The sequence below is a fragment of the Sphingobium sp. GW821-FHT02B05 genome (genome assembly GCF_059421905.1).
In genome coordinates this window covers 165975-177025 of the sequence record NZ_JBWKVW010000005.1, presented here as the reverse complement: position 1 = coordinate 177025, position 11051 = coordinate 165975, and the positions used below count along the sequence as shown (strand labels likewise).

13 protein-coding genes are annotated in these 11051 nt (G+C 61.3%); 4 read left to right on the top strand and 9 right to left on the bottom strand.

Annotated elements, in window-relative coordinates:
• Positions 1-320: 320 nt before the first annotated feature.
• From AC07UX_RS16175 to AC07UX_RS16150, 6 genes are read right to left on the bottom strand one after another with little or no spacing between them, the layout of a single operon-like run.
• The gene (locus AC07UX_RS16175) at positions 321-704 is read right to left on the bottom strand and encodes a hypothetical protein (RefSeq protein WP_495193013.1); all 384 of its coding nucleotides are present in this window, start codon (positions 702-704) and stop codon (positions 321-323) included.
• Complete coding sequence (locus AC07UX_RS16170) at positions 652-834, bottom strand: DUF3008 family protein (RefSeq protein WP_495193012.1); 183 nt, start codon at positions 832-834, stop codon at positions 652-654. Before AC07UX_RS16170 ends, AC07UX_RS16175 begins: the two co-directional genes overlap by 53 nt.
• 45 nt (positions 835-879) lie before the next feature.
• Complete coding sequence (locus tag AC07UX_RS16165; RefSeq protein ID WP_495193011.1) at positions 880-1470, bottom strand: alpha-ketoglutarate-dependent dioxygenase AlkB; 591 nt, start codon at positions 1468-1470, stop codon at positions 880-882.
• Entirely contained in the window at positions 1467-2108 is a 642-nt protein-coding gene (locus AC07UX_RS16160) for an SOS response-associated peptidase family protein (protein WP_495193010.1), read from the bottom strand. Before AC07UX_RS16160 ends, AC07UX_RS16165 begins: the two co-directional genes overlap by 4 nt.
• A gap of 27 nt (positions 2109-2135) precedes the next feature.
• A complete protein-coding gene (locus tag AC07UX_RS16155) occupies positions 2136-2501 on the bottom strand; it encodes a hypothetical protein (RefSeq protein WP_495193009.1) in 366 nt (121 codons plus the stop codon).
• Between the two features lie 12 nt (positions 2502-2513).
• Positions 2514-2678, bottom strand: a complete 165-nt coding sequence (locus tag AC07UX_RS16150) for a hypothetical protein (protein ID WP_495193008.1) — start codon at positions 2676-2678, stop codon at positions 2514-2516.
• A gap of 130 nt (positions 2679-2808) precedes the next feature.
• Here AC07UX_RS16150 and AC07UX_RS16145 point away from each other — a divergent pair, with 130 nt between their 5' ends.
• The 3 genes from AC07UX_RS16145 (at position 2809) to AC07UX_RS16135 (ending at position 5254) form a co-directional block, all read left to right on the top strand.
• Positions 2809-3570 carry an ImuA family protein gene (locus AC07UX_RS16145; protein ID WP_495193007.1) on the top strand — a complete coding sequence of 254 codons (762 nt, stop codon included), beginning with the start codon at positions 2809-2811 and terminating at the stop codon, positions 3568-3570.
• Positions 3485-5005, top strand: coding sequence for a Y-family DNA polymerase (locus AC07UX_RS16140; RefSeq protein WP_495193006.1), 1521 nt, complete (start codon positions 3485-3487; stop codon positions 5003-5005). The genes AC07UX_RS16145 and AC07UX_RS16140 overlap by 86 nt, the downstream gene beginning before the upstream one ends.
• An 81-nt stretch (positions 5006-5086) precedes the next feature.
• Positions 5087-5254 carry a DUF6771 family protein gene (locus tag AC07UX_RS16135; RefSeq protein ID WP_495193005.1) on the top strand — a complete coding sequence of 56 codons (168 nt, stop codon included), beginning with the start codon at positions 5087-5089 and terminating at the stop codon, positions 5252-5254.
• A 402-nt stretch (positions 5255-5656) separates the two neighbouring features.
• Here AC07UX_RS16135 and AC07UX_RS16130 read toward each other — a convergent pair whose 3' ends face one another.
• From AC07UX_RS16130 to AC07UX_RS16120, 3 genes are all read right to left on the bottom strand, one after another.
• Complete coding sequence (locus AC07UX_RS16130; RefSeq protein WP_495193004.1) at positions 5657-5869, bottom strand: hypothetical protein; 213 nt, start codon at positions 5867-5869, stop codon at positions 5657-5659.
• 99 nt (positions 5870-5968) lie between these two features.
• Positions 5969-6445, bottom strand: a complete 477-nt coding sequence (locus AC07UX_RS16125) for a Na+/H+ antiporter NhaA (protein ID WP_495193003.1) — start codon at positions 6443-6445, stop codon at positions 5969-5971.
• A gap of 132 nt (positions 6446-6577) precedes the next feature.
• Positions 6578-7384, bottom strand: coding sequence for a Na+/H+ antiporter NhaA (locus AC07UX_RS16120; RefSeq protein WP_495193002.1), 807 nt, complete (start codon positions 7382-7384; stop codon positions 6578-6580).
• A 248-nt stretch (positions 7385-7632) separates the two neighbouring features.
• Here AC07UX_RS16120 and AC07UX_RS16115 point away from each other — a divergent pair, with 248 nt between their 5' ends.
• Complete coding sequence (locus AC07UX_RS16115) at positions 7633-10932, top strand: error-prone DNA polymerase (protein WP_495193022.1); 3300 nt, start codon at positions 7633-7635, stop codon at positions 10930-10932.
• The last annotated feature ends 119 nt before the right edge of the window (positions 10933-11051 follow it).

Genomic DNA, 11051 nt, shown 5'->3' with positions numbered 1-11051 from the left:
CAGCAGGGCATCCATGAACAGGCCGCGCCTTGGCCTCAGCCCATTACCGACAAGGAAAAAGCGCTGATAAAAGACGGGCAGGCGAGAGCGCGCCGGGACCGGGGTGAAGCGCTGGCTGGCGGCCATGGCGATCATAAGGGAGAGGAAGGCAACTGACCGCTGGGCCAGGACTGTCAGGCAAAAAAGAAGGTCGGTCCTGAAAGGGCCGACCTTATTGAGTTTTAGGAGAGGATGCCTGAAAGGCAGGGAACATGTGGCATCGGGCGCTTGGGCTAGCAAATGCGAAGAGAAGACGGCCGCATGCAGCATTTGCAACCGGCTTAGCTGTCCTTGGCATCGAGTGCCGCTAACCAATCGGCGTACGGCGTATTGCGGGCAAGATGCCGATTGAAATCCGGAGCGCCGTCCTCCCACCAGACCGGCCCTCGCTCGCCGAGCTTCCGCTTGGCAGCATCGACCCGATCCCGCGCCTCTCGCTCCCCTGATATGTCCCCTGAGCGCTTGGCTGATCCCACATCACGACGCGCGTCCATGAACTGCTGGACGAGCCGCTGGCGAACATCCTCTTTCAAGGCCGGATTGGTCGCCCGCCATAATCGTCCGCGCACCACGAAATAGCGACCGTCTGGCGTCACCGAATAGGGCGGCGGATCAGTCTTTGCGCTCAGGAAGCCTTTTCCTCTTGGTCGCAGCGAATTCTTCAAGTTGCTTTTCGGACATGGATTTCTCCATATCTTTCGATGCGCCTTTCAGCTTCGATTTGGGTGTTTCGCCGCGCTTGGCGGACAATGCCGCACCCGCGGCTTTTTGCTGGGCTTGGGACTTAGCGGGCATGATCGCGACCTTTCCTTTGCAGACGCCTCAACGCCTGGCATGGCGTCACGCTCCGTCGCGCCCAGCTTTTAGACTGCGGAAGGTGATCGACCACCGCGGCACTTCCATCTCCGCGATGCTATGTTCCCATTCCTGCCGCACCTCTCCTGACAGCTGGTAGATGGATTGAGCCTCTAGCGGTACCGTCCGGCGGTCAAATCCATTTTGTGTCCGCCGCCTGAAGCGCATCGGCGCGCCCGCACCAAGCGAGATGCCCACGACCCGATCGAATACCGGGCGGTCACGGTGCCAACCGATGCCCGCACCTATATCGTAGCGGATGAGGAGGGCCTGGATGAGACGTTCCGGCGCAAGGCCGGCAAAATGCGCAGCCCGGTCGCGGATGGGCAGCAGCCAGTCGGGCATAGGGTCGGTCGGGCCGAAATGCCCATTCTCGAAATCATAGGTCCAGCCATAGCTGGTGGTAAGCCTTTTGCCGGTCCACTGCTGAAACCGAAATGGCGTGAGCGGCGCCGCATTGATATGTTCGATCAGGGCCGCCTCTTCAGCCTTGGTCAAAAAGTCGGCGGCATAGTCTAGGCCAGGGAGAAGGAGTGGCGCGAACAGATCGATTTGCTGGGCATCGGCCGTCTTCATAGCAGCGCCATCTGGCTATCAGCGGAAGGCGGCAGCTTGCGGCTTTTCCATAGATCTTCCGTCGTTTCGACGCGGAACCGCTCGGCAGCGAAGGGCGCTCGATGTTGAAATCCGATCACGCTCTCGATCGGGCCATGCAGCCAGGCGGCATATTCCTGGGAGTCCAGCAGGATGGGCATCCGATCGTTCGTCCCCATGATGGCCTCATTGGCGGGCATCGTCATGCCGGCATAAACCGGGCCTTGGTCCGGCATGTTCCGGCAGAAGCCTGCCCAGGCCATGATCGGCTGGCGCTTCAACGAAAACCAGGTCCGCGTGCGGCCGCCGGGTGGTCCATCAGGGTTGGCGAAATGGGTCATCACGATCAGGCAGCGATAGCGCGGATCTGCCACCATCTGATCCCACATGGGATTGGTGAGGTCGGCGACCAGTCCGATCCTGCCTGGCTCTTCGCCGCGTTCGCGCATTTCACGAGTCATGCGGCGAAACCCCCATGTCACGCCGCGCATGATCCGCCGACCCTTATTCTCGAAGACCACCAGTCCCAGCGCACCTTCGCTGGTCTCGGATGGAAGCTCGATCGGAGCAGGCATATCCGCGCCGAAATGCTCGGCGACCTCGCCCATTCCCGCAGCCATGCAATGCAATCTCGACATGGGAGCCGATCAGTTAGGCTTTTGGCCGTCGCCGGCGACAGACATGAAACGGTCGAGCAGACCATCGATTGGATGGATGCCGGTCTCTTCAAAGGCCGCGCGCAAAGTCTGGGCGTGATGTCCGAGTAACTTGCCATAGGCCTCAGCGACTTTGCGCAGGCTCTGCCGTGTCGGGAATTCAGGCGCCTGCTCCATAATGCAGGCTAGGCCCATCAATATGCCTTCGACCGCGAGATCGGGATCGACCGTCTGATCGCTGTCCCGAACTGCCGACCCAAGGATCAGCTCGAGCGTCTGCTGGGCAATGCGAAGCTGCGTCGCCTCGCTGGGCGGCAGGCTATCGATGCCTTCAATGGCGATGATTCGCGGCGTCATAATGCTGCCTCCTTACCAAGGAATTTCATCGTCGGTGACAAGCTCGGGATCATGGCTGGGATGATAATGCGCCGAGGCCGAGTCGCGCTCCGATTCGGTCGTAGGCTGGTCGATCGAAGAATCTTCATCCGCTTCGTCCCCAAGCTTGAGACTTAATTTTTTTCGCTGCGAGACCATGGGTTTTCCTGCCTTGTTTCAGAAGCGTGTCATTGAGGATGCGCCTGTACGACTCCTCCCCCGTTGACTTGGGTCCCGTATAGAACAAAATAGGAACGAATCCAAATGCGAACGAGAAGGAGGCCCTTCGATGATGGCAAGAGGGGCGCGTCCCCGCGTTGCTGCCTTGCGCGCCCAGATTGCTGAGATCGAGGGCGCGGAACGTCGGCGCAAAGAGGTATTGCCATTTGGGCTGGAGATGGTCGACGCTAAACTCCCGGGCGGGGGTCTGGCGCTGGGCGCGCTGCATGAAATGGCGGGCGGCGCACAGGGGGTGACCGATGGCGCGGCTGCCGCGCTGTTCGCCGCCGGCATTCTCGCGCGGGTGAGCGGCAATATTCTCTGGTGCATGACCGAGCCTGATCTGTTCGCGCCCGCCATCGCGCAGGCGGGGCTTGATCCTGATCGCGTCATTTATGTGGAAGCCCGCGATGAGACGGCGGTGCTCGCCTGTTTCGAGGAAGGGCTGCGTCATGGTGGCCTTGGCGGCGTGGTGGCGGAACTCGCCCGCCTGTCGATGCCATCCTCGCGGCGGCTCCAACTGGCGGCCGAGAGCAGCGGCACCATTGGCATTGCGATCCGGCGCTGGCGGCGCCTGGCCGAAGCGTCGGACTTTGGCCAGCCCACGGCGGCCGCGACGCGATGGCGGGTGACGGCCGTTCCTTCCGAACGCTTGGCAGTGCCGGGGGTTGGTCGGCATCGCTGGTTTGTCGAGCTTATCCGGTGCCGGGCAGGAGAGAGCGCCGATTTCCTGGTGGAAGCCTGCGATGCGACAGGTCGTCTCGCTCTTCCTGCCGACCTGGCCAACGGATCGGCTGCGTCGCAGGCTTGGGCGCAGCGCGCCACCTCCTGACGCGCCGCTGATCCTTGCTGGCATGGAAGGGCAACGCCGGGTGATCACCGCGGCGAACGCCGCCGCGCGCCTGATCGGTTTGCACACAGGCATGGCCGTTACCCAGGCGCAGGCGCTCGTGTCCGACCTTATCATCATGGATGCCGAGCCGCAGGCGGACCGCGAAGGGCTGGAGCGTCTCGCTGTCTGGTCGCTGCGCCGCTATGCGCCGATCATATCGGTCGATCCGCCCGACGGGTTGATGCTCGACATCACCGGCGCCGCTCATGCCCATGGCGGCGTGATGGGTGTGCTCAAGGATGTGGTGACGCGACTTGCCGAAGTGGAGACGGCGGGGCGCGCAGTGTGTGCGCCCGCCTATGGCGCTGCTCATGCGCTGGCGCGTTACGGCGCCGAGCCGCTGCGCGTCATCGATCCTCTTTCATTGCCCGAGGCAATTGCCGAATTGCCGCTTGCCGCGCTTCGCCTGGAGCCTGCGATCGTCTCTCATCTGAGCAAATTAGGCTTGGAAACGATCGCCGATCTTGAAGCCATGCCGCGCGCCTCGCTTGCGCTGCGGTTCGGGTCGGCGCCCGGCCTAAGGCTCGATCAGGTCTATGGCCGCGTGTCCGAACCTTTCGAGCCGGTCGCCCCGCCCGAAACGATTGAGGTGGAGCGCCGCTTTGCCGAACCGATCGGCGCGCCCGAGACCCTTGCCCGCTACACGCACAAGCTGGTGGACGCCCTATGTCAGCAACTGGAGGAAGCGGGCGTAGGGGCGCGACGGCTGGACCTGCGCTTTCACCGCGTTGACAACCGGATCGAGGCGATTCGTGCCGGGCTTGCCAAGCCAAGTCGGGACAGGAAGCAGATGGGACGACTGCTCTGCGATCGGATCGAGACGGTCGATCCTGGCTTCGGGGTCGAGAAGATGGTGCTGGCAGCGCCTTTGGTCGAGCCGCTTGGGCTCCGCACCATCTCGCATCTGGGCGAGACGCCCACGCCTGATGTGGCAGCGCTCGTCGATATATTGGGGAACAGGGTAGGGGAGGAGCGGCTCTATCGGGTTGCCGCGCGCGAAAGCGATATTCCCGAGCGCTCCGTTACCCGTATTGCCCCCATGGCGGATCCGACCTTGCTACGCTGGCCCGAGCGCTGGCCGCGCCCAGCGCGCCTCTTCAAACGTCCTCAACCCATCGATACCATGGCCCTGTTGCCCGACCACCCACCAGTTCACTTCGTGTGGCGCGGCATGCGCCGGAAGGTGAAGCGCGCGGACGGGCCCGAGCGCATCTATGGCGAATGGCATGTGAGCGATGAGGAGTGGCTGAGCGTCCGCGATTATTTCCTCATCGAGGACGAGACCGGCGCGCGCTACTGGCTGTTCCGTCAGGGCGATGGCATGGACAGAGCGACCGGTAGCCAGGGCTGGTTTCTGCACGGGTTGTTCGCCTGACAAAGAACGGCGGCGATGCCCCGAGCGGCGCGCTGCCGCATGATTGCGCTGTGCGGACCAAGCAGTCATAGGCTGGTTCGCATGGACGAAAAAACAAATTCGACGATTCTACGTGTCATCGAACGCGCGCCGCAATGGCTTAGGCACGATCTGGAAGCAAAAGAGGCTGGCGTGCGGGCACGGGCCGAAGAGACGCTGGCTGCGATGATTACCGATGCTCTGGCGTCAAACGCCCCGTCGTCAGACTGAATCTATGGGGCATCCCCAGCGGCTGGAATGCTACGCGACTGATTTCGCACCGTTCTGGGTAAAGAAGGTCTTGAACGAGGCCACGAGCCGCCTAAGTTAGCAATGTCGCTCTTCCCCCTTTGAGCGACACCTCTCTGAACCTTGGCCCCGCCGTGGAGTTCGCTGAGGCGGGGTTTTCTTTGCCTACCGTGGGTTGCGCAGAGTTTGGCCTTAGGTGATGACGCGCCGTAGAGGGAGGTAGCGACGTCCCGCCGCTATCGGGGTTCACAGATCGTCGTTCGCCCATGGCGATATCGCCTGGGGTTGCCGGCAGCTCATTTTCTACGTTATCTGGCCATCCATTAGCAGGCCTCAGCCTGGGGGCGGCACACGTTTCGAATCGTGGCAGCCCTAAAACTGGCCTTACTGATAGCCGCCTTCCTGCTCGCGATTTTCAGCTGCGTCTCGCTGCGCGTCCTCGAGATTGTCGGCATCCTTGCCTTCATCGTCGGCATCCACATCAACATCGACGTCTTCGTCAGTGCCATCGGCTTGGTCGGTCCCGGGCAGATCATTCATCGATGTACCCTTCATGTCAGCCTGATCATTTTCACCAGGATAGTCGTTGGGGGTCATGGCTCTCTCCTATTAGGCGTGAAGCCAAGCCAACAGGTCAGATGTCCGCATGTTCCCATCATTTCGTATCCGTACGGTCTTTGGAGGGGCGACTGCCTCCTAGATTAGTGCGATGTCATGCCGCTGCACTTTGGCTGGTTTTTCGGCAGCCAGGCGGAGCGCGACATAGCCGGCAATGCCCGCCAGAAGAGAGTCCAGGATGATGGCGAGCGCCGCCACTTCCCGCGTGGCTTCGTCGTCAAAGGCAAGGCTCGAGATAAAGAGCGAGATGGTAAAGCCGATGCCCGCCGTGCAACCGATGGCTGCGATCATCGGCCAGGTGACGTTTTTGGGCGCCTCGGCAATCCCGAAGCGTGTCGCAATCCAGCTGAAGCCGAGAAATCCGACCGGTTTGCCGACGACCAGGCCAGCAAGGATTGCTGGCGCCACCGCCGAGCCGAGCGCAGCGGTGATGAGGTCGCCGCTCATATGCACACGGACATTGGAAAGCGCGAACAGGGGCAACACGATATAGCTGATCCACGGCGTCAACAGGGTGATGAGCCTTTCTCCCGTCTCATGGGTGGCGCCGGTCATTTCATGCAAATAGCCGAGCCGCTCCTCCGCCTTTTGCTCGGCGGCAGAACTTTCCTCCTCGTCATCGCTCTCTTCCGCATGGTCGTGCGCAGCCTGGAATTCATCGACCTTCTGCTGAACCTTGTCGGCAAATTATGCGCGGCGGAGCCGGGGGTGAACCGGCACCAGGAAACCAATGAGAACCCCGGCGATGGTCGTATGGAGGCCCGACTGGAATATCCCGGCCCAGAGCATAAGTGCGAGCAGGACATAGGGCAGGGAGGCGCCCCATTTCAGCCGACGGAGCAGGTAAATGCCGGCAAAGGCAGCGCATCCGACCAATAGGCCCGTAACTTGAATGCCCTGGCTGTAGGCAATCGCGATGACCAGCAGCCCGCCGATGTCGTCAATGGCTGCAAACGCCAGGAACAGCGCCCGGACGCCTGGCGGCAAGGATTTTGCGAAAATCCCGATGAGGGCGAGACCGAAAGCAGTGTCCATCGTGATCACGGTTCCCCAACCTGTCGCAACCTCAGTGCCTCCGGCGATCAGCAGATAGAGGAGCACGGGGACCAGCATGCCGCCTATTGCCCCGGCAATGGGGAAGGCAGCAGTTCGCCAGCGCGAGAGTTCGCCGCGGACCAGCTCTCTTTTTACGTCCGTGCCGATGATGACGAAAAAGAGAGGAAGCAGCGCATGATCGATCCATTCAGCAAGACTATGCCTGACCGAGAGATCGCCCAGAATGATGGTGAGCGGCATATCCCAGAGCCGCTCATAATCCTGTTGGAGGGGGCTGTTTATGCAGACCAGAGCGATGATTGTCGCGAGGAGCAGTGGGCCACCAATGACGTCGCGTCCGGCGAAAAAGGGTGCGATCCGATCGAGAAAGTCGGTTCGGGCTGAGGCATGATGCGCACGTGCCCTGATCGCACCCTTTTGTCGCGGAGAGACATCCATAGCAGACAAGCGAAGCGGGGAAGCGCGAGTTCCGGATTGACACCGCCGGAAACAAAATGCCCCGCCAGCGGGGGAGCTGACGGGGCTTGATGCACCGGGCCTTCATACGGGGGGCAAGTAATGTGACCCGGTATTGGCTCAACGGCTTTTGATCCGATCGGTTCCTCGCACCGGCAGATTGACTTGAAAGAGGAAACGAACAAATAGAGAACAAATGCGTTCGGTCAAAATGAGAGTCAGCAGGTGCCATCGTGCGATATGCTGAACTGCAATGCGCTTCGCATTTCTCGTTCCTGCGCGGAGCATCGAGCTGCGAGGAATTGTTCGGCGAAGGGCACGCCTTTGGTCTGGACGCCCTCGCTATTACGGACCGCAATAGTCTGGCGGGCATCGTCCGGGCGCATGAAGCCGCCAAGGTCACCGGCGTCCGGATGATCGTTGGCTGCCGCCTGGATCTGGTCGAAGGGCATTCTCTCCTCGTCTATCCCATGGATCGGTCTGGCTATGCGCGGCTTTGTCGGTTGCTCAGCCGTGGCAAGAAGCGCGGAGGCAAGGGGAAATGCATCATTGGCTGGGATGATGTGGCGGACCATGCCGAGGGCTTGCTTGCCATCCTGCTGCCGGGCGAGGTGCCAGAGGTAGAAGCTGTGCTGCCGCGCTTTGTCGGGATTTTCTCGAGGCGTGCCTATCTTGCACTGACCCTGCGGCGGCGGCCGGGCGATCAGATGCGGCTCCACAATCTTTCCAATCTCGCGGCACGGCACCATGTGCCGACCGTCATAACTGGGGATGTCCTTTATCATCATCCTCATCGCCGCGTGCTGCAGGAGGTCATGACCTGCACCCGTCATCGCTGCACGATTGACGAACTGGGTGCTCGTCGCGAACTTTATGCCGACCGCTATCTGATGCCCGCTGCCGAAATGTACCGGCTCTACGGCCGCTATCCCCAGGCGCTCGCCCGAACGCTGGAGATCGCCGAGCGCTGCCGCTTCTCACTCGATGAACTCAAATATCAATATCCCCAGGAGGTGAGCGTTGCGGGCATGACGCCGCAGGCCACGCTCGAGAAACTAAGTTGGGAAGCGGCAAAGACGCGTTATCCCGGCGGTGTGCCGAACAAGGTATCCCGGCTGATTGCCCATGAACTGCTGCTCATCGGGGAGCTTGGCTATGCGCCCTATTTTCTGACCGTAAATGCCATCGTCCGCTTCGCGCGGAGCCGGGACATTCTGTGCCAGGGTCGGGGGTCGGCCGCCAACAGCGCAGTTTGCTATGTACTCGGCATTACATCGATCGACCCCGAGCGCTCGGACCTGCTGTTCGAGCGGTTCGTCAGCCAGGAGCGCAAAGAGCCGCCCGATATCGACGTCGATTTCGAGCATGAGCGGCGCGAGATCGTCATGCAGTGGGTTTTCGATACCTATGGCCGTGATCATGCGGCGCTCTGCTCGACGGTCATTCGCTACAAGGCCAAGGGTGCCATCCGCGACGTCGGAAAGGCCCTGGGACTGTCGGAAGATCTGATCACCGCGCTTTCCAGCCAGATCTGGGGCTGGAGCGAGGAAGGGGTGCAGGAGAAGCATGTCGATGAGCTTGGCCTTAATCTCACCGATCGCCGCCTTCGGCTTGCCATCGATCTCGCCCGTGAGCTGATCGGGACGCCACGCCACCTTTCCCAACATCCTGGCGGCTTCGTGCTCACGCATGATCGTCTCGATGAACTGGTGCCGATTGAGCCGGCGGCGATGGCCGATCGCCAGGTGATCGAGTGGGACAAGGATGATATCGACGCGCTCAAGTTCATGAAGGTTGATTGCCTCGCGCTGGGCATGCTGACTGCGATGAAGCGCGGGTTCGATTTTCTGGAAGCTCATAAGGGAATAGAGATGGACCTGGCTACCATCCCACCAGAGGATCCGCGCACCTATGCCATGATCCGCGCGGCCGACACGCTGGGCACCTTTCAGATCGAAAGCCGCGCGCAGATGGCGATGCTTCCGCACATCAAGCCGCGCACATTCTATGATCTGGTGATCGAGGTGGCGATCGTGCGGCCTGGCCCGATCCAGGGCGACATGGTCCACCCCTATCTTCGCAGGCGGGCGGGCAAGGAGAAGGTCGAATATCCCAAGCCTGAACTGGAAAAGGTGCTGGGCAAGACGCTGGGCGTGCCGCTGTTTCAGGAGCAGGCCATGCGGGTCGCGATCGAATGTGCAGGCTTCACCGCGTCGGAGGCGGACCAGCTGCGCCGAGCGATGGCGACGTTCAAGTTCACCGGCGGGGTTTCGAAATTCAAGGATAAGCTGGTGAGCGGCATGGTGGAGCGCGGCTACACTTCCGAGTTCGCAGAGAAGACCTTCGGTCAGCTTGAGGGATTTGGCAGCTACGGCTTTCCCGAAAGCCATGCCGCCTCCTTCGCGCTGATCGCCTATGCCTCGGCCTGGATGAAATGCTGGCACCCTGAAATCTTCTGCGCCAGCCTGTTGAACGCGCAGCCCATGGGCTTTTATGCGCCTGCCCAGATCGTGGCGGACGCGCGGGCGCATCGGGTCGAGATCCGGCCCGTCTGCATCAACGCTTCGCGCTGGGACTGTACGCTCGAAGATGCAGGCGACGATCGGTTCGCGGTACGGCTCGGCATGCGGATGGTGACAGGGCTCAAGGAAGCGGACGCGGCGCACATCGTCTTGGCGCGGGCCGATGCGCCTTTTGTCTCTATTGAAGAGCTCTGGCGCCGGGCAGGCGTAGGGGTCGGTTCGCTCAACCGGCTGGCGGAGGCCGACGCTTATCGTGCGTCCATGCGCTTGCGGCGTCGCGAAGCGCTTTGGGCGATCAAGGCTCTGAGGAATGAGCAACTGCCCTTGTTTGCCGCGGCTGATGCGCGGGAGAATGGATTTGTAGAAGAGATTGTCGAGCAGCCGGTCGCGTTGCGGCCGATGAGCGAGGGGAGGGAGGTGGTCGAGGATTATGGCCATGTCGGGCTGACCCTGCGCCAGCATCCTGTCTCCTTCCTCCGCGACGATCTTTTGCAGCAAAAGATGATGCCCTGCAGCGCGCTCGATACGACGAGGGATGGACGCTATATCTGGCTCGCAGGACTCGTGCTGGTGCGGCAGCGTCCCGGATCGGCCAAGGGCGTCATGTTCATCACCATCGAGGATGAAAGCGGGATCGCCAACCTCATTCTCTGGCCAAGCATGTTCGAGCAGAACCGGCGGATCGTCATGGGCGCGCGGATGCTGGGGCTCTACGGTCAGGTGCAGCGCGAAGGCGAAGTCGTGCATGTGATCGTGAAGAAGCTCATCGATCTGTCGTCGCTGCTGGGATCGCTGGGACAGAGAGGCGAGGCATTCCCGCTATCGCGCGGGCGCGGGGACGGCGCTAAAAATGGTGGCGGTCCTGACCCTAGAGGCATGCCCAGTGGACGGGACATTCTCATAGCTGATCTCCATATCGATGGGATGAAGGAAGCCCGGCTAGGCAAAAGCGGGGACTTTTCATTGATCGGACTGGGTCCACCTGTACATCGCAAGGCATTGAAGTAGCGCAGATGCACTTGCGAGCCTTCGAATGGACAAATGCCGGATAAATTCCGAACAAAGCCGCGCTATCCCAACTGTCAAAATGGGAGCGATAATATTTGACCTGTTGAACATTTCACTCA

Coding starts and splice junctions, on each gene's coding strand:
- AC07UX_RS16170 (WP_495193012.1), bottom strand. CDS start 834: ATGCCCGCTAAGTCCCAAGCCCAGCAAAAAGCCGCGGGTGCGGCATTG.
- AC07UX_RS16165 (WP_495193011.1), bottom strand. CDS start 1,470: ATGAAGACGGCCGATGCCCAGCAAATCGATCTGTTCGCGCCACTCCTT.
- AC07UX_RS16160 (WP_495193010.1), bottom strand. CDS start 2,108: ATGGCTGCGGGAATGGGCGAGGTCGCCGAGCATTTCGGCGCGGATATG.
- AC07UX_RS16155 (WP_495193009.1), bottom strand. CDS start 2,501: ATGACGCCGCGAATCATCGCCATTGAAGGCATCGATAGCCTGCCGCCC.
- AC07UX_RS16150 (WP_495193008.1), bottom strand. CDS start 2,678: ATGGTCTCGCAGCGAAAAAAATTAAGTCTCAAGCTTGGGGACGAAGCG.
- AC07UX_RS16145 (WP_495193007.1), top strand. CDS start 2,809: ATGATGGCAAGAGGGGCGCGTCCCCGCGTTGCTGCCTTGCGCGCCCAG.
- AC07UX_RS16140 (WP_495193006.1), top strand. CDS start 3,485: ATGCGACAGGTCGTCTCGCTCTTCCTGCCGACCTGGCCAACGGATCGG.
- AC07UX_RS16135 (WP_495193005.1), top strand. CDS start 5,087: ATGGACGAAAAAACAAATTCGACGATTCTACGTGTCATCGAACGCGCG.
- AC07UX_RS16130 (WP_495193004.1), bottom strand. CDS start 5,869: ATGACCCCCAACGACTATCCTGGTGAAAATGATCAGGCTGACATGAAG.
- AC07UX_RS16125 (WP_495193003.1), bottom strand. CDS start 6,445: ATGACCGGCGCCACCCATGAGACGGGAGAAAGGCTCATCACCCTGTTG.
- AC07UX_RS16120 (WP_495193002.1), bottom strand. CDS start 7,384: ATGGATGTCTCTCCGCGACAAAAGGGTGCGATCAGGGCACGTGCGCAT.